Annotated in this window: 15 protein-coding genes; 9 read left to right on the top strand and 6 right to left on the bottom strand. The window is 37.2% G+C overall.

Features of this window, described 5'->3' with window-relative positions; translation table 11 throughout:
* Positions 1-14 precede the first annotated feature (14 nt).
* From J2Y60_RS09780 to J2Y60_RS09755, 6 genes are all read right to left on the bottom strand, one after another.
* On the bottom strand, positions 15-2,240 hold the full coding sequence (locus tag J2Y60_RS09780; RefSeq protein WP_309916999.1) for a heavy metal translocating P-type ATPase: 2,226 nt from the start codon (positions 2,238-2,240) through the stop codon (positions 15-17).
* A gap of 83 nt (positions 2,241-2,323) precedes the next feature.
* Positions 2,324-2,833 carry a heme-binding domain-containing protein gene (locus tag J2Y60_RS09775; RefSeq protein WP_309916996.1) on the bottom strand — a complete coding sequence of 170 codons (510 nt, stop codon included), beginning with the start codon at positions 2,831-2,833 and terminating at the stop codon, positions 2,324-2,326.
* Positions 2,834-3,017: 184 nt separating this feature from the next.
* Entirely contained in the window at positions 3,018-3,350 is a 333-nt protein-coding gene (locus J2Y60_RS09770; protein ID WP_309916994.1) for an L-rhamnose mutarotase, read from the bottom strand.
* Positions 3,351-3,428: 78 nt separating this feature from the next.
* Complete coding sequence (locus tag J2Y60_RS09765; RefSeq protein ID WP_309916992.1) at positions 3,429-4,025, bottom strand: gluconate 2-dehydrogenase subunit 3 family protein; 597 nt, start codon at positions 4,023-4,025, stop codon at positions 3,429-3,431.
* Positions 4,026-4,029: 4 nt separating this feature from the next.
* Complete coding sequence (locus tag J2Y60_RS09760) at positions 4,030-5,754, bottom strand: GMC family oxidoreductase (protein WP_309916989.1); 1,725 nt, start codon at positions 5,752-5,754, stop codon at positions 4,030-4,032.
* Between the two features lie 69 nt (positions 5,755-5,823).
* Positions 5,824-6,849 (bottom strand): LacI family DNA-binding transcriptional regulator, encoded by a 1,026-nt coding sequence (locus J2Y60_RS09755; RefSeq protein WP_309916986.1) that lies wholly within the window; start codon positions 6,847-6,849, stop codon positions 5,824-5,826.
* A 563-nt stretch (positions 6,850-7,412) separates the two neighbouring features.
* Between J2Y60_RS09755 and J2Y60_RS09750 the strand changes: the two genes are divergently transcribed.
* From J2Y60_RS09750 to J2Y60_RS09710, 9 genes are all read left to right on the top strand, one after another.
* The gene (locus J2Y60_RS09750; RefSeq protein WP_309916983.1) at positions 7,413-8,810 is read left to right on the top strand and encodes a Gfo/Idh/MocA family oxidoreductase; all 1,398 of its coding nucleotides are present in this window, start codon (positions 7,413-7,415) and stop codon (positions 8,808-8,810) included.
* Positions 8,811-8,844: 34 nt separating this feature from the next.
* Complete coding sequence (locus J2Y60_RS09745; RefSeq protein WP_309916980.1) at positions 8,845-10,224, top strand: putative oxidoreductase C-terminal domain-containing protein; 1,380 nt, start codon at positions 8,845-8,847, stop codon at positions 10,222-10,224.
* A gap of 17 nt (positions 10,225-10,241) precedes the next feature.
* Complete coding sequence (locus tag J2Y60_RS09740; RefSeq protein WP_309916977.1) at positions 10,242-11,408, top strand: Gfo/Idh/MocA family oxidoreductase; 1,167 nt, start codon at positions 10,242-10,244, stop codon at positions 11,406-11,408.
* A 42-nt stretch (positions 11,409-11,450) separates the two neighbouring features.
* Positions 11,451-12,665, top strand: a complete 1,215-nt coding sequence (uxuA, locus tag J2Y60_RS09735; protein WP_309916973.1) for a mannonate dehydratase — start codon at positions 11,451-11,453, stop codon at positions 12,663-12,665.
* A gap of 30 nt (positions 12,666-12,695) precedes the next feature.
* A complete protein-coding gene (locus J2Y60_RS09730; RefSeq protein WP_309916971.1) occupies positions 12,696-14,804 on the top strand; it encodes an alpha-glucuronidase family glycosyl hydrolase in 2,109 nt (702 codons plus the stop codon).
* 134 nt (positions 14,805-14,938) lie between these two features.
* Positions 14,939-15,688, top strand: a complete 750-nt coding sequence (locus tag J2Y60_RS09725) for a glucose 1-dehydrogenase (RefSeq protein ID WP_309916967.1) — start codon at positions 14,939-14,941, stop codon at positions 15,686-15,688.
* A gap of 201 nt (positions 15,689-15,889) precedes the next feature.
* Positions 15,890-16,921, top strand: a complete 1,032-nt coding sequence (locus J2Y60_RS09720) for a glycoside hydrolase family 43 protein (RefSeq protein ID WP_309916964.1) — start codon at positions 15,890-15,892, stop codon at positions 16,919-16,921.
* Positions 16,922-17,995, top strand: a complete 1,074-nt coding sequence (locus J2Y60_RS09715; protein ID WP_309916961.1) for an endo-1,4-beta-xylanase — start codon at positions 16,922-16,924, stop codon at positions 17,993-17,995. It abuts the gene before it with no gap.
* Positions 17,996-18,004: 9 nt separating this feature from the next.
* Positions 18,005-19,282, top strand: coding sequence for an MFS transporter (locus J2Y60_RS09710; RefSeq protein ID WP_309916958.1), 1,278 nt, complete (start codon positions 18,005-18,007; stop codon positions 19,280-19,282).
* Positions 19,283-19,312 lie beyond the last annotated feature (30 nt).

The following is a 19,312-nucleotide window of genomic DNA, read 5'->3' as shown; positions in this document are numbered from 1 at the left end:
AATGATGATACCAATCATCTATATTTTAAACGAATACTATTACTTACTACTGAAACCGAACTGAGTGCCATTGCCGCTCCTGCTATCATGGGATTGAGCAAAAAACCATTGAATGGGAATAATACGCCTGCTGCTAATGGGATGCCTATTAGGTTATAAATGAATGCCCAAAATAAATTCTGATGAATAGTTGATACCGTTTGCCTAGAAAGCCGTAAGGCATTCGGAATTTTTAGTAAATCAGAAGATATTATAGTCATTTTGGCTACGTCCATTGCTATATCCGAGCCTTTGCCCATCGCAATGCTAATATCTGCTTGGGCTAACGCTTGCGAGTCGTTGATACCATCACCAACCATCGCCACTACTTTGCCTTCTTTTTGCAATTGTTTAATAAACAGTGCTTTATCATTGGGTAGTAAGCCCGCCTGTACATTTGTAATACCTACTTGGCTTGATACTTTTTCTGCTGTTAAAGCATTATCACCTGTCAGCATATATACGTCAATGCCCTGTTTTTGTAATTGTTGAATGGCTTCAGCAGAAGAACTTTTGATTTTATCTGTTATAGCAATGATGGCTATTACCTGAGCCTCATTTGCAAAAAGAACCACAGTTTTCCCTGACTTTTCTAAAGAGATAACTGCTTTATTATCAATAGTCTTTACGATATTTTCTATCCATTTCGGACTGCCGACAAAATACTTTCTACCTTCAAATGTAGCCTGTATTCCTTTGCCGACGATATTTTCAAAATCAATAAGCGTTAAAGGTTTTGTTCCTTCTGATTTTAGATATTGAGTCACAGCTTCTGCTAAAGGATGTGTAGAAAGACTTTCAAGGGATAGTAAAATACTTTTGAAAGTTTCGTTATTAGGTTCACTTACCCATATTAAATCACTTACAGAAGGTCTGCCTTCGGTTATTGTGCCTGTTTTATCTAAAATAATGGCATTAACCCTGTGGGCAATTTCCAAACTTTCAGCATCTTTTATCAAAATTCCGTTTTCGGCACCTTTCCCTACACCAACCATAATAGCGGTAGGTGTAGCCAAGCCTAAAGCACAGGGACAGGCAATAACTAACACTGAAACTGAAGTTAATAAAGCATGCGTCAAAGCATTTTCTCCTCCGAAAATTATCCAAACGATAAAAGTTACCACCGCAATGCCTAAAACGATAGGGACGAAAATACTAGCAATTTTATCGACTAATTTTTGTACGGGAGCTTTACTGCCTTGGGCTTCTTGTACCAATTGGATAATCTGGGCTAAGAATGTTTCATCACCTACTTTTTCAGCAATGAATTTGAAACTACCTTGCTGATTTACAGTACCAGAATATACCTTTGAACCCTTACTTTTTTCTACAGGCAAAGGCTCACCACTCATCATGCTTTCATCTACAAATGAATTTCCAGAAAGTACTTTCCCATCTACAGGTATCTTATCGCCCGGACGAATCAAAATTCTATCACTTACTTGTACATCAGCAATAGCTATTTCTTTTTCTACGCCATTATCAATTATTAAAACTGTTTTGGGCTGTAAACCCATTAACTTTTTGATGGCAGTAGAAGTATTTGCTTTAGCGTTTTCTTCTAATAATTTGCCCAACATAATAAATACAATGACCACCGCAGCAGCTTCATAATATACATGTGCATGTAAGCCTCTATGATGCCAAAACTCAGGGAACAGCGTGTTGTATAAACTAAATAAAAAGGCAATACCAGTACTCAAAGCCACAAGTGTATCCATATTAGCACTTCCAGCACGGGTTTGTTTAAGCGCATTGACAAAGAATTGTCGCCCAAACCAGAGAAGAACAGGGGTAGTAAGTACCAACTCTATCCAATTAGCATAAGGCATATCCATCAAAAACATCCCAATGATTACCACAGGGAGCGTAAGAATACTCGCCCAGATTAAGTTTTGTTTGAGTGTTCTATAATGATTTTGTTTAATGAGGGTTTGTTGTTCTTTGGCTTTTTCGGGTGTTCCTAAAATTAAGCCGTAGCCGATAGCTTGGAGTTTTCCCTGTAAAAATTCTGGAGAAGTAAGATTGGTATCAAATTGAATTTTAGCCGATTCGCTTGCAAAATTTACACTTGATGCTAATACGCCATTTTGCTTATGAAGGATATTTTCAACACTGCTAGCACAAGCAGCACACGTCATCCCCGTTACGGGGATAACCAAAGTTTTGATGTTATGTTGAATACCTGTTTCGCTTTCCATGATTTGTGAGATATTTTAATAACACAAAATTATGGTAAAGTATTAGCAGACATATTATATAATTATGGGTAAAACTTACATAATTAATCGGTCACAGGCTTTTTCCTTCTTTTCAATACAAGACTATCCGCTGGATAAGTAGCCTTTAACGTGTCCATCTGAGCTTTTGCCCAATCAATAAGTACTTTCTTTTGCGCTTCTGTCAGATTAGCTTCTTTGTGTAAACCTAAATAAGTGTATGAAGGTAAAGGCATTTCTCCTTTTTCTATTTGTTCAACTGTTTCTTTTAATTTATGGTTTTGTACAGCAATGGGAAGTTTAGTGAAAGTTGAAAAATTAAGTTCTTCTTTCCCTTCTTCTACATGATGATTAAGCCAAAAAGCAACTGGCTGAATGTTAGCGTACCACGGATATGCTGTTTTGTTACTGTGGCAGTCGTTGCAGGCTACCTTTAAAATATCCTTCACTTCATTTGTTACTACATATTTAGTAGAAATATTATAGGTTTGGTCGTCGGAAAGATTTCTTTCAGGGCGGATAAATTGGATTAATACTAATACAATTACTAATGCGAATAAGATTTTGTTTTTCATGGTTAATGGGAGTGTCGTTTATAACTGATGATGTAAATGCAATAGTAATTAAAATTTGTATCATCGCAAATGATAGGAATCAGCTTCTTAGAGAAAAATATGAGTTGGCAAAGTTGAAAGTATAAAAATTGTCTAGGCTGTAAAGTGAAATGCCTAAACTTTTCAAAAGTTTAGGCATTTCACTTTATACTAACTTAAAAATCCTATCCATTAAAAGCCACTTTTCACCCTCTTTGGCAACAGGTAAGGCTGATTGGTATTTCCACATTAGTTTTTCCCATTCTTGTACTTTAGGATTATTAGCATCCATTTCTCCTTTTTTATCAAACGAAAAATCGTCTTCCGTTTCCATAATCATGAACAGTCTGTTCATAATTCGATAGATTTCCATATCTATAACCCCAGCGTTCAAAATACTAGCTTTTATTTCTTCCCAAACGTTTTGATGATAGGCTTCATATTCAGCGATGAGCTGCGGGTCGTCAACTAAATCAAGGGCAAGACAAAATCTTTTCATTTTATTATGTTATATTTTTGAGTGATACACCCAAAAGACAAAAGTAAGTTTGAATACTCTTTTTTGATAGGGGTAATATTATTCATTCCAAGCATTACCGACTTTATCCAAAGGCATACAAGCAATAAATTCTCCCGGGATAGGGTCATACGAAAGTATTTCTTTACCTACTTTTTCAGAAGTATAATAACCCAATAATGTCAGGCTTTTGAGCCTCCTGAAAAATGAAATAGGGTCTGGTTTTGCTACTAAAGTAATGCCCCAAGCACTAGGAGGGAGTTTGCCTGCTTCTTTATCTGCTTTTAATAAAAAGGCTTCTCTTTCAGCCTGCGTACATTCAATGAAGGGCTTTTTGTAGGCTTCTTCACAACTTTCATCAAACTTTTCTAAATCTTTTACAAAGGCTTTCTGGTCTTCTTCCGAAAGCATATCTTTTAACATTTTATCGATAAACTGAGGCACGCCAAGCTCTTTTGCTCCGGGTGTTTCTGTTTTAGGTAAAATCGTTTCTGTGATTTCTGCAATCAGGTTAGCCTGATTGTTTGAAAGAAAAACAGGCTTCCAGTTTAACTGCGCTTCTTTTTGGCAAGCAATAAAAAGTTCGGACAAGGCACCGGCTGATAAACTGTAACCTAAGAATAAGGATGTATTTTTAAGGACTTCTCTGCGATTCATGATGTTACAAATTTTTACGGTTTAACTCATTCACAGCAAAATCGACAGCACGTGCTGTAAGTGCCATATAAGTAATAGAAGGATTAACACAAGAAGCAGACGTCATACAAGCCCCGTCTGTTACAAATACATTAGGCACTGTATGAATTTGATTATTGCCGTTGAGTACAGAAGTTTTAGGGTCTTTTCCCATTCTAGCCGTTCCCATTTCATGCACGCCTACGCCTAGTCCACCAGCATTATCAAATGTTTTTACATTTTTAAAACCTGCATTTTCCAACATTTCAGCAGCATCTATCCTGATTTGCTCACGCATTTTCATTTCATTTTCTTTCAATCCGGCATCAAAAACCAATTGTGGAATTCCCCATTTGTCGGTTTTCTCTGAGTCTAAGCTTACCATATTGTCGTGGTATGGTAATACTTCCCCAAAACCCATCAATGCCATTCCCCAGCCTCCTGGCTTAAATAACGACTCCTTAAAGGCTGCCCCAACGCCCTCTTCGCTTACACCTCTTCCCCAGTTGCCTCTGCCACCACCTGCTCCTTGATAATCATAACCACGAATAAAGTTTGGATTTTTAGACGCGTCATTCAAATTTACATACCTTGGAATGAATAAACCTGTTGGTTTACGCCCTTTGTAGTATTGGTCTTCAAAACCATCATAAGACCCCATGGCTCCTGTTCTATAGTGATGATCCATTAAATTATGCCCTAATTCTCCACTATCATTCCCCATTCCATTCGGAAAACGGCTTGATTTGGAATTTAATAAAATCTGAGTGGTGGCTAAAGTAGAAGCACAGCTAAAAATAATTTTGGCTTTGAAAATAATCTCTTCTTTTGTCTCGCTATCAATTACTCTTACACCCGTAGCACGTTGTGTTTTTTCGTCATAAATGATAGAATGAACGATAGAGTTTGGACGAATAGAAAAGTTGCCGGTATTGTTTGCAGCGGGTAAAGTAGCAGAATTACTACTAAAGTATGCCCCGAACGGACAACCCCTTGAGCATCGGTTACGGTTTTGACATTTGCCACGCCCTAAAGCTAAGTGCTGTGGTTGTGGCTCAGTAAGGTGTGCTACACGTCCTGTAGTTACTGGGCGACCATTGAATTTTTTAGCTACTTCAGTTTTAAAGTGTTTTTCTAGGCAGTTTAATTCAAATGGAGGAAGAAATTCTCCATCTGGCAAATGGTCAAGACCTAATTTCTCGCCACTTACGCCCACAAATTTTTCTACATAAGAATACCAAGGAGCCAAATCTTTGTAACGAATTGGCCAGTCGATAGCAATACCATCTTTTGCATTGGCTTCAAAATCTAAATCGCTCCAACGATACACGTGTTTTCCCCAAGTGAGTGAACGCCCCCCAACATGATTACCCCGAATCCAGTCGAAACGTTGTTTTTCTTGGTATGGATTATCGACATCATTTGTAAAAAAATGTTTGGTGGATTCACCAACAAACCCACTTCGTATCTGGATGTGTTGCTTTTGTTGGTCTTCATACGAAAGTCCACCACGATGTTCAAGTTCCCAATGATCCAACATCATGGTTGGGTAATCTTCTACATGGTTTACCATTCTTCCCTTTTCAAGGACTAATGTTTTTAAGCCTTTCTCACAAAGTTCTTTAGCAGCCCAACCGCCACTCATTCCAGAGCCAATCACGATGGCATCGTAGGTATTATCTTTATTGATTTTAACGTTCAGATTTGGCATAAATTAATTATTAAATTGCATTCCTCTAAGGTCGAGGATATTTTTTGAAAATGCAATTTTTAATGATAGCTAATCTTTCGAAAACAAACTTGATTCTCGAATAATCAATTCAGAACGTAAAGTAATCGTAGTGGTAGTATCCAGATTCATATTGCCTTTTAAGTGATTTATCAAACTTTTTACAGCCATTTCCCCCATTTCTTTAGCAGGATAATGAATAGTAGTTAGCTTAGGTGAAATTACTTGTGCAACAGGGTCATTATTGAAACCTACTACAGAAATATCTTTAGGGATATCTATATTCAAATCTTTCAAAGTGGCGATACAACTAACAGCACATAAATCACTGGCAATAAAAAGCGCATCGGGTTTGTTGGCTAATGCTTTTATTCGATGAGCTATTTCTCGACCAGCCTCTAGGTTGAGGGCTGTAACCCAAACATTATCTTGATTCAGAGGAATGCCTTGTTCTGTAAGTGCTTGTTGATATCCTTTAAGTCGGTCGGAATAAACATTCCTTTTTAAATTACCTGTAATATGGACAATATTTCTTCGTCCTTGTTCAATCAAGTGTTTGGTGGCTTCATAACCCGCTTTGGCATTATCAATGACGATATCTGGACAATCACTATTTTCAAAAATACGGTCGAAGAAAATCAAAGGAATTTTCTTTTTCAGAAAAGGCTGAAAATGTTCAAAGGAATCAGTATCAAAAGCTACAGAAACCAATAGGCCATCTACCCGACTGCTAAACATTGTTTTAGCATTGGCGATTTCTTTTTTTTGTGATTCCAGCGATTGACTAATAATCAAATTAAAACCTTCTTCATTAGCCACTTTCTCCATCCCCGCAATAACAGTAGACATGATGTAGCTATTCAATCTAGGCACAATAACACCGATAGTATTCGTTTTTTGTCTACGAAGATTGCTCGCAAATTTATTAGAACGATAACCCAATTCGGTGGCTCTGGCATTGACTAATAACTTCGTTTTTTCATTAATGGCAGGATGATCATTTAAAGCCCTGCTGACGGTTGCAGGCGATAACTTTAATTGACTTGCGATGTCGTAAATAGTTATTTCTTTACTCATGATATAAATTTTAAGACCCTTCTAGATTCCTATTGCTAGAATATCATGCTTGGGATTTCTTTCATTGGATAATTATGGTACAATTATAAAACAATTTTATGCAACAATTGAAAATATTACAGTATTAATGTTTATAAATGAATTGACCTTTCTTAACCTGATTTATCATTTAATGGTCATTTATGCCCTTTTTGACTTCTATTTTAGCTTTTTCATTTTTTATGAAACTGAATAGTAAAATATTTAATTGGAATAATTATAAAATATTTATGCAACCGATTGCATAATAAAAATTAATTTCCATCTTTACATTCTCAATTAAAATAACAATATTTAGGTAGGATAAACCAGTAGATATACTACGCTATGATACTTTTGATACCAGCGACATAAGCATTGTTTTACATCAAATAATATAAAAATATTTATACAAGATACTATTGAATATTGATTTAATAAGCATGCTGATTTAAATAGTGAATAAAAGCTTGTAGCATGAAAAAACACATTAGTTATCAAGTAAAGCATTAAGAACCTTTTTAATTTTTGAATATAAAACGGATATGTCACAAGAACAGAAAAATGTAATATCTAGAAGACAATTTCTTGATTTAGGTATTAAAGGAACTTTAGCAAGTTCTATCATTACAGGTTTTCCAACCATTGTTCCAGCTTCTGTGTTTGGGAAGAATGCTCCCAGTAATAGAATAAACATCGGGGCAATTGGTACAGGGAGAATTTCAAGAGGGCATGATATGCCTGGCGTTTGGAAATTCGATAATGCTCAGATAATGGCTGTGTGTGATTTAGACAGCAATCGTGTTGAATCAGCTAAAAAGCTAGTAAATGATTTTTATTCAAAGAAAACAGGAAAAGAATTTGACGGTGTAAAAACCTATACAGATTATCGAGAACTGTTACTCAACAAAGATATTGATGCGGTATTGGTAAGTACGCCCGACCATTGGCATGCCCCAATAGTGATTCATGCTGTAGGTGCCAAGAAAGATGTATATATGCAAAAGCCCGCTTCTTTGACTATTTCAGAAGGAAGAATGATGGCTAATGCCGTGAAAAAATCAGGAAGAATAGTACAAGTAGGAAGTCAGCAACGTTCATCAAACCAATTTAGGTATGCCGCAGAATTGGTAAGAAATGGTAGAATAGGTACTTTAAAGACTGTTTATGTGGGCTTGCCGGGTGACCCATCAGGTGATGAAGAACCTCAAATGCCTATCCCGAAAAACCTTAATTATGATATGTGGCTGGGAACAACGCCAGACGTATATTATACTGAAAAAAGAGTACACCCACAATCAGGTTTCGACCGCCCCGGTTGGTTGCGTTGTGAACAATTTGGTGCTGGTATGATAACAGGATGGGGTTCGCACCATATAGACTGTGCACACTGGGCTATGAATACAGAACATACAGGCCCTATTGAGATTTGGGGTAAAGCAGATTTCCCTAAAAAAGGACTTTGGAATGTTCATGGAATTTTCAGAACTGAGGCAATGTATGAAAACGGCGTAAGGATGGTTGTAAGCAATGAACTGCCCAACGGTATTAAATTTGAAGGAACTGAAGGATGGATTTTTGTATCAAGAGGAGACGCTGCCGTTACTTCAAGCGACCCTACAGCGAAACAAAATGCCCCAAAAGCCTTGGACGCTAGCGACCCTAAAATAATAACGTCTGTCATTGGTGATAACGAAACTCACTTAACAGTTAGTAAAGACCATCATGGCAACTGGTTGGAAAGCATTGTATCTAGAAAAGAACCAATTGCGCCCACAGAAATAGGACATCGTTCATGTACTGCTTGTTTGTTGCATCATGCAGCGATGAAGCTTGATAGAAAACTATTTTGGAATCCAAAACAAGAAAGATTTATCAATGACCCAGAGGCAAATTTACTGTTAGCCAGAGAGCAACGAGCACCTTATGCTATCAAAATTTAACAATGAGTTATTTAGAGAATAAAAAGAGATAATAATGAAAGTAATCAATAAAACGCTTTTGTGCATTGGATTAGGATTGTGTTCAAGTGTATACGCACAAGCACAATCAGCGCCAGCAGTAAAAATAATCACCCTCGACCCTGGGCATTTTCATGCGGCACTAGTTCAAAAAAATATGTATCCAGATGTAAGTCCGATAGTACATGTTTATGCTCCTGTTGGAAACGACGTACAATTTCATATTGATAGAATCAATTCTTATAATGCTCGGGCAGATAATCCTACTCATTGGCAAGAAAAGTTATATACTGGGAGCGATTACCTTGAAAAGATGCTATCTGAAAAAGCAGGGAATGTGATAGTGATAGCTGGAAACAATAGAATCAAAGCAGATTATTTAGAGAAATCGGTCAATGCAGGATTCAATGTGGTTGCTGACAAACCGATGATAATTGATGCAAAAGATTTCACGAGATTAAAAGCTACTTTTAGCAATGCTGCTAAAAAGAAAGTACTGCTTTATGATATCATGACAGAACGCTATGAAATCAGCACGATGCTTCAAAGGGCATTTTCAGGGATTCCTGATGTGTTTGGTACGTTAGAAAAAGGAACACCTGATAATCCTGCAGTTACTAAAGAAAGCGTTCACCATTTTTATAAGTATGTATCTGGCAGTGTATTAACGCGACCAGCTTGGTTTATGGATGTTGCTCAACAAGGCGAAGGTATGGTGGATGTAACAACGCATTTAGTTGATTTAATTCAATGGGAATGTTTTCCTGAGCAAGTAATTGACTGCCAAAAAGATATTGAAATAACGAATGCCAAGCGTTGGACGACAGACATGACCTTGAGTCAGTTTAAAACGATTACTAAAACAGACGGTTTTCCTGCATTTTTGAAGAAAGACTTAGCCAATGATACTACCCTAAAAATATATGCAAATGCAGAAATCAATTATCAGCTAAAAGGTGTTCATGCCAAAGCTTCTGTAATATGGGCTTATAAAGCACCAGAGGGTGGTGGCGATACGCATTATTCTATCATGCGTGGTACAAAAGCTAATCTTATTATTCGTCAGGGAGCAGAACAAGGGTATAAACCAACATTGTATATAGAACCTATCAATCCTGCTGATACTTACGAACCTACTCTTTTAAAAGCAGTAACAGCCTTGCAAAAGAATTTTGAAGGAATTGCTGTAAAGAAAAATGCAAAAGGGTGGGAAGTGTTGATACCAGAAAAATATAAAGAAGGTCACGAGGCACATTTTGGAAGAGTTACAGAAAAATACTTAGACTTTTTGAAAGTAGGCAAACTGCCCGCTTGGGAAGTTCCCAATATGATTTCAAAATATTACACAACAACCAAGGCTTTGGAGATTGCTAAAAAAACTCAATCTAACAAGTAGAAAAACTGAAAAAAACGATGGAAAACGGACAAAACAATCGCAGAGATTTTCTTAAAAATACGCTTTCTTCAGCAGCGGGCATGGTGTTAATGTCGGGTGTTTCGCAAGAAATCATGGCTAGTGCTACCAAAATAGAAACTATTAGTTCACCATATATTCATAGACACCTTGCGCCTAAAATTAAATTTGCAGTAATAGGAATGAACCACGCCCATATTTACAGTCAAGTTGAGGCAGTAATTCGTGGGGGAGGAGAATTGGTTTCATTTTATGCTAAAGAGGCAGATTTAGTAGCCAATTTTGCCAAAAAATATCCAAATGCTAAGTTGGCTTCGAGCGAAACAGAAATTCTGGAAGATAAGTCGATACAATTGGTGTTGAGTTCGATTATTGCTAATGAAAGAGCTCCACTAGGTATCAGAGTAATGAAGCATGGAAAAGACTATATGTCGGATAAACCCGGTATTACAACGCTTGAACAATTGGCAGAAGTAAGGAAAGTACAAAAAGCTACCAAGCGAATTTACTCTATCATGTATAGCGAACGCTTTGAAAATAAAGCGACAGTAAAGGCTGGAGAACTTGTAAAGGCTGGTGCTATTGGTAAGGTAGTACAAACTATTGGTTTGGGCCCTCATAGAATTAATGCTAATTCAAGACCTGCTTGGTTTTTTGATAAAAAACAATTTGGAGGTATCCTGTGTGACATTGGTTCGCATCAATGCGACCAGTTTTTATTTTTTACAGGTTCGACAAAAGCGGAAGTAGTGGCTTCACAAATTGCTAATGTCAATCATCCTCAATACCCATTATTTGAGGATTTTGGTGATGTGATGTTGCGTGGAAATGAAGGCTCAGGCTATGTTAGGGTTGACTGGTTTACACCAGATGGGCTGAAAACTTGGGGAGATGGCCGCCTTACTATTTTGGGTACAGAAGGATACATTGAGATTCGCAAGAACATAGACATAGCAACCTATGACCACGGGAATAATTTATACTTGGTAAATAACAAGGAAACTAAATACATAGATTGTAGCAACGAGTTTTTACCTTATGGAGAACAATTAGTGAACGATATTGTGAATCGTACAGAAACGGCGATGACGCAAGAACATTGCTTTTTGGCAACAGAATTATCTATTAAAGCGCAGACACTAGCACATAAGTTAACAAAAGCATAAGGCTTTTGTATCGATTGATTTTTAATTATTAGATTACATAATATGAGTATGATGCACACAATGCGTTGGTTTGGCCCCAACGACCCCGTTTCACTGATGCACATTCGACAAGCAGGTTGCTCGGGTGTAGTTTCGGCTTTACACCAAATTCCTGTAGGAGAGGTTTGGACTGTCGAAAAAATCAAGGAACGCATTCAGATAATAGAAGAAGGTAATGCACAATATAGTCCGCTTACGTGGGCGGTGGTAGAAAGTTTACCTGTACACGAGGACATCAAAAAAGGATTGCCTTCGCGTGAGCAATACATTGAAAACTACAAAACATCGTTACAGAACCTAGCGGCTTGTGGCATCAAAACGGTTTGCTATAACTTTATGCCCGTATTGGATTGGTCTCGTACTAATTTGAATTATGAAATGCCAGATGGTGCTAAAGCCCTTAGGTTTGTTTGGGAAGATTTTGCGCTGTTTGATTTATACATTCTGAAAAGACCCAATGCAGAACAGGATTATACAGAAGCTGTACAAATTTCAGCCTTAGCAAAAATGAAGGCAATGTCTGCTGAAGAGATTGCTTTGCTTACCAACACTGTTTTATTAGGTTTGCCCGGTTCAGAAGAAGCCTTTGAATTAACTAATTTTCAGGCACTTTTAGATAATTACAAACATATTGGTGATGCCGAATTGCGCGCAAATCTATATTATTTTGTTCAGCAGATAGCACCCTTAGCCCAAGAGCTAGGCGTGAACTTATGTATTCACCCTGATGATCCTCCGAAGTCATTATTAGGTTTGCCAAGAGTAGTAAGTACCGAAAATGATTTAGCACAACTAATGGCGGCGGCTGATGTAACAGCCAACGGTATTACTTTTTGTACGGGTTCTTTAGGCGTAAGAGAAGATAATGATTTGCCAAAAATGATTCAGCGATTTGGAGAACGGATTCATTTTATTCATTTGCGTACTACTAAACGAGAAGAGAATCCACTCAATTTTCATGAAGCAGCTCATTTAGATGGTGATGTAGATATGTATGAAGTGGTTAAAGCCATTGTGTTAGAACAAAACCGAAGAAAGGATACTAATAATGGCGTTGTGTCGATTCCTATGCGACCCGACCACGGACATTTGATGTTGGATGATTTAGAGAAAACAGGCAAGCAAAAATCGTATCCAGGCTATTCTGCCATTGGTCGTTTAAAAGGCTTGGCAGAATTAAGAGGTTTAGAATTAGGAATAGAACGCAGTCTGAAATAATTCACATTATTGTCAAAATATTATAGCATTATGTACAAAAAAATATTAGGATTTTTACTGTTTTTTGTCAGTATGAATACCTTTGCCGATGATGGTTATCGTTTGTGGTTGAAATATGATTTAATCAGTAATAAACTACAGCGAGAAAGTTATACGCATTTTACAAAATTTATTGTAGCCAATACTCAACATGAAATCATCAAAGTAGCTACTGATGAATTAAAAAGTGGCTTACAAGGATTGCTTGGTAAGCAAGTTTCAGTATTGAGTACCTCAAAAAATACAGGAGGAATTGTATTGCAACTTTCGAAAAATCAGGCTTTGAATGATGAAGGATTTACCATTATCAATCAAAATGGCAATGTAGTGGTTTCGGGTAATACCGAAAAAGGAATATTGTATGGAACATTTGAATTGCTAAGAAGCATTCAGACTGGAAAATCGTTAGCAAATATCTTTATAACGAGTAATCCTAAAATCAAACTACGGATGTTGAACCATTGGGATAATCCATTGGGAACTATCGAAAGAGGTTATGCAGGCTCATCTTTATGGAAATGGTATGAATTACCTGAAAATATCGACCCTCGATACAAAGATTATGCACGTGCGAATGCTTCAATTGGTATTAACGCAACGGTAGTCAATAATGTAAATGCTAGTGCAAGATTCATGACCAAAGAATACCTTTTAAAGGTAAAAGCCTTGGCAGATGTTTTTCGTCCGTATGGCATTCAAATATTTTTATCGGTAAATTTTGCTGCTCCTAAAATTTTAAAGGGAGCTAAAACATCAGACCCACTCGACCCTCAAGTACGTGCTTGGTGGCAAGCCAAAACAAAGGAAATTTACAGTATTATTCCAGATTTTGGAGGGTATTTGGTAAAAGCTAATTCTGAAGGAGAGCCTGGCCCACAGGATTTTGGAAGAACACATGCCGACGGTGCAAATATGTTGGCCGAAGCCTTAAAACCCTACACTGGGGTAGTTATTTGGCGTGCCTTTGTTTATAAACCAAGTTCAAAGGATGATCCTAAAGGTGATCGCTACAAAGAAGCTTATAATGACTTCAAACCGTTAGATGGGCAATTTGATAAGAAGGTGATTGTTCAGGTAAAAAATGGACCGATTGATTTCCAAGCCCGTGAGCCTTTTCATCCACTTTTTGGGGCTATGCCTAAAACACCACTGGCGATGGAATTTCAGATTACCCAAGAGTATCTGGGATTTTCTACCAATTTGGTTTATTTAGCGCCCCTCTTCAAAGAATGTCTTGAATCAGATACTTATGTAAAAGGTAAAGGCTCAACAGTAGCGAAAGTGGTTGATGGTTCTTTGCATAATTATAATTTAACGGCCATTGCTGGAGTAGCCAATACAGGTTCTGACCGTAATTGGACGGGTCATTTTATGTCGCAAGCTAATTGGTATGCATTTGGTAGATTGGCGTGGAATCATGAATTATCATCAGCACAAATCGCAGATGAATGGACTAAAATGACTTTAAGTCAAGACGAGAAAGCAGTAAAAACGGTTACGAATATATTGTTAGCCTCGCGTGAAAACTATGTGAATTTTACTACTCCGTTGGGACTTCACCATATTATGGGACAAGGCATTCATTACGGCCCTGAGCCTTGGTTAGAGAGAAGTGCACGTCCTGACTGGGCTTCTGCATATTATCATCGTGCTGATAGTGTAGGTCTTGGTTTTGATAGAACAAAAAAAGGCACAGAAGCCCTTTTGCTGTATGCACCAGAAGTACAAAATCAATGGAATGACCCCAACAAAACTCCATTGCCCTATTTACTATGGTTTCATCATGTAGGCTGGAAAACTAAATTATCAACAGGGAATACGCTTTGGGATGAACTTTGTACTAGATATTATACAGGATTAGCGTCAGTAAAAGAAATGCGTCAGCAATGGTCATCCGTGAAGTCGAATGTTGATAAAGAGATTTTTGAAGATGTAGCAGGTAGACTAGCTGTACAGGAAAGAGAAGCCATTTGGTGGAGAGATGCTTGTGTGTTGTATTTTCAGCAATATTCAAAAATGCCAATTCCTGCTCCTTTCCCAAAACCAGAAAGAAGTCTGGAGGAAGTAAAAACATTAGTAGAAACGTATCAATTGAGGTAGCTATGAGCTAATAGCTATGAGTTTTTTCTTGATACCTTGAATTAGTAAGGCACAGACATTTATTATAATATTTTAAAAAATCAATAGTAAAAAAGCTAATGGCTCATAGCTATCAGCTTAAAGCTAAAAAAATCATGTTTTCATTAGAAGGAAAAATTGCCCTAATTACTGGGGGCGGAAGTGGAATTGGCTTTGCCATTGCTCAATGCATGGTTACAGCAGGAGCGAAAGTAGTTATTACAGGTAGACGTGAGCAAGCCTTAAAAGATGCGGTTGCTGAATTGGGTGATAGCGCTTTTTATATTGTGAATGATGTAACAGTTTTAGAACACTTAGAAGGCTTGGTAGAGCAAATTGAAACTAAAATAGGAGCTATTGATATTTTAGTAAATAATGCAGGTATCAATATGAAAAAATTCGCAGTAGAAGTTACCGACGAAGATTTCAACCGTATTGTGCATACCAATTTGAATGCCGTATTTGCTTTAACCCGTGCCTGTGCTAAAAAAATGTTACCACGTAAGAAGGGCTCAATTTTGATGATTTCTTCGATGGCGGCCTACTATGGTATAGACAGAGTAGTAGCATACACGGCATCAAAATGTGGTGTAGAAGGTATGGTGAAGGCATTAGCAATGGAGTTTTCTGTCGACAATGTGCGTGTAAATGCGATTGCGCCAGGGTTTATCGAAACGGCCATGTCACAGACTGCGATGAATTCTGACCCTGCTAGAAAGCATAAAGCACTCGACCGCACGCCTATGGGGTACTTTGGAAAACCAGAAGATATTGGTATGGCAGCCGTATTTCTATCATCAGAAGCTGCCAAATATATTACAGGAGCCTCGTTGCCTGTAGATGGCGGAAATTCAATCGGTTTTTAATCATTACCTAACCATTAATCATCATCAACTATAGAGTCGATTGACTCTATAGTTTTAAACAGTTCTTATGTGTTCTAGTTTTTTATTGTAATAATCTTGTAAAAAGCAGATATTATTATAATATTTGCTTTTAAATCAATGTTTGATAAATACGTGAAGCACTGAAAATTGCTTATTACACACTCTTAATTTTAATTATCCATGAAAAAACAATTCTTATCATTATGCTTAGTGGTTGCATCTTTGTCTGTCTTCGGACAAGCGAAAAAGCCTATATCGCAACCTTTGGTTTCTCATATTTACACAGCCGACCCTTCTGCCCATGTATTTAATGGAAAAATCTATATTTATCCTTCACATGATATTGAGTCGGGTGTAAAAGAAGACGATGAGGGTGGACATTTTGATATGAAAGATTTTCATATTTTATCAATGGATAAAATAGGAGGGAAAGTAACGGACAACGGCGTAGCCTTAGATATTAAAAATATCCCTTGGGCTGGTCGTCAGTTGTGGGCTCCTGACGCTGCGTTTAAAAACGGAACCTATTATTTATATTTTCCAGTAAAAGACAAGAATGATGTTTTTAAAATAGGCGTAGCCACTAGTAAAAGTCCCGTAGGGCCATTCAAAGCAGAAAAGGAACCTATTAAAGGGAGTTATAGCATAGACCCCTGTGTGTTTAAAGATACAGACGGCAGTTATTATATGTATTTCGGAGGTATTTGGGGAGGACAATTGCAACGTTGGAAAACTGGCAGCTATGACCCTAAGGGAAAATTACAAGATGATAACCAACCTGCTTTAACCCCTAAAATAGCTAAATTGAGTAAGGATATGCTAAGTTTTGCCGAGGAAGCAAAAGATGTACAGATTCTAGATAAGAATGGTAAAGTATTATTGGCAGGCGACAATACCAAACGTTTTTTTGAGGCCTCGTGGCTACATAAATACAAAGGAAAATATTATTTTTCTTATTCAACAGGCGATACCCATTTTATCAATTATGCTATTGGGGATAATCCTTATGGACCATTTACTTACAAAGGTGTAGTCTTGAATCCTGTTGATGGTTGGACAAACCATCATTCTATTGTAGAAATCAAAGGAAAATGGTATTTGTTCTATCACGATGTACAGCTTTCTGGAAAAACACATTTAAGAAATGTAAAAGTGACAGAGTTGAAGTATAATCCAGATGGAAGTATTCAAACAATCACTGCCTACAAATAAATGAAGAAAACCCTTTTAACCGTTTTATATACTTGTAGCTCTTTATGCCTTTTCGCTCAAAGCGAAAAGGTCAAGGGACTCAAAGATTATTATCAAGCCTATTTCCCTATTGGTGTTGCAGTAAACCCTCGTATGGTAAATGCGGGTGCAGAATCTTCCTTTATTATAAAGCAATTCAATAGCCTTACGCCTGAGAATTCTATGAAGATGGGCCCTATCCATCCTCAAGAGAATGTGTATAATTGGGAAGCCTCAGACAAGATGGTAGCCTTTGCTCAGCAAAATGGCTTGAAAGTACGTGGGCATAATTTGTGCTGGCACAACCAAACACCTGCATGGTTCTTTAAAAAGGATAATAGAGTTGTTACGAAAGAGGAACTATTAGCTCGTTTGAAAACACATATTTTTGAGGTAGTAAAACGTTATCAAGGCAAAATTTATGTTTGGGATGTAGTCAATGAAGCTGTGCCTGACACTGGACTTTCAATGTATAGAAAATCTAAATTTTATGAGATTATAGGAGAAGAATACATCGCCAAAGCTTTTGAATATGCTCATGAAGCTGACCCCAATGCCTTACTTTTTTATAATGATTATAACACAGAAAGTAAAGCTAAAAGAGAAAAAATCTATCAATTATTAAAAGGACTCAAACAAAAAGGAGTGCCTATTCATGGCGTCGGTTTACAAGCCCATTGGTCTATTGATGAACCTACACAAAGTGAATTAGAAGAATCAATTACCAAATTTGCGAGTTTGGGTTTGCAAATACAGATTACTGAACTAGATATTTCGGTGTATCCAAAAGAACATGAAAGACGTGAAAGGAGAGAAAACGATGGAGTAGGTATTTTCACGGATGAAATGGAACAGAAGCAGATACAGCAATATAAAATGGTTTTTGATGTTTTCAGAAAGTATAAACAAAACATTACCAGCGTAACATTCTGGAATCTTTCAGACCAATATTCTTGGTTGGATAATTTTCCTGTAACAGGTAGAAAAGACTTCCCGCTTTTATTTGATAAAAACCTTAAGCCCAAAAAAGCATTTTGGGAAGTTGTTAAGTTTTAACCATTCTCTATGAAAAATTCAGGTACTTACCGTTGGACGATTGTAGCTTTATTATTCTTTGCCACAACCATCAATTATCTCGATAGACAAGTAATAGGTCTATTGAAACCAACGCTCGAAAAAGAATTATCTTGGACAGAAAGCGATTATTCAAAAATCGTGATGTCGTTTACAGCCGCTTATGCGATTGGCTTATTGATTTTCGGACGCATTATTGATAAAATTGGTACAAAGCTCGGTTATACCATTTCTATTATTATTTGGAGTATTGCCGCTATTTTTCATGCAGCAGCTAAAACAACTTTAGGTTTTGGCATTGCAAGAGCCTCGTTAGGTTTTGGAGAAGCTGGAAACTTTCCTGCGGCCATTAAATCGGTTGCAGAATGGTTTCCTAAAAAAGAAAGAGCTTTGGCAACGGGTATTTTTAATTCTGGAGCAAACATTGGGGCAGTAGTTGCTCCTATCATGGTGCCTTGGATTTTGGGTGCTTATGGTTGGGAAGAAGCATTTATCATCACGGGAGCCATCGGTTTTATATGGCTACTTTTTTGGTGGTTTATTTATGAAATTCCCACTCGTAAGAAAAACCTTTCAGCTAAAGAGTTTCAGCACATTCATAGCGATAACGAAGAAGAAGAAGGTACTACAGTATCAGTGCCTTGGCTACAACTTTTTAAATATAAGCAAACGTGGGCGTTTGTTACGGGGAAATTTCTGACGGACCCTATCTGGTGGTTTTTCTTATTCTGGTTACCATCTTATTTTTCGTCAACTTTTGCTTTAGATTTAAAAAAGCCAAGCATACACTTAGCCGTTTTATATACTTTCACTACCATAGGCAGTATTGGGGGGGGCTATTTATCAGGATGGTTTATTAAAAAGGGCTGGCCAGTTTTCAAAGCTCGTAAAACAGCCATGTTGATTTTTGCCATATTCGTTATACCTATTGTGTTAGCGCGTTATGCTACTAACATTTGGCAAGCAGTATTTTTGATTAGCTTAGCAGCATCCGCTCATCAGGCTTGGAGTGCTAATATTTTTACTACTGTATCAGATATGTTTCCTAAAAAAGCCATTAGTTCCGTAGTAGGAATCGGAGGAATGGCAGGTTCTTTAGGAGGTGTCTTGTTCCCTTACTTTATTGGAATTATTTTAGATGAATACAAACTGCTTGGAAATCTAAACGGAGGATACAACATTATTTTCTTAGTCTGTGGTTTTGCGTATTTATTAGCTTGGGGCATTATTCATTTACTGACACCCAAAATGCAAAAAGTAGAATTGTAAAAAATTTAAAATCATTTATCCATAACGAAG

This window comes from Arcicella sp. BE140, assembly GCF_031456255.1.
In the GTDB taxonomy this organism is placed as follows: domain Bacteria; phylum Bacteroidota; class Bacteroidia; order Cytophagales; family Spirosomataceae; genus Arcicella; species Arcicella aquatica.
This window is presented reverse-complemented; position numbering and strand designations above follow the sequence as displayed.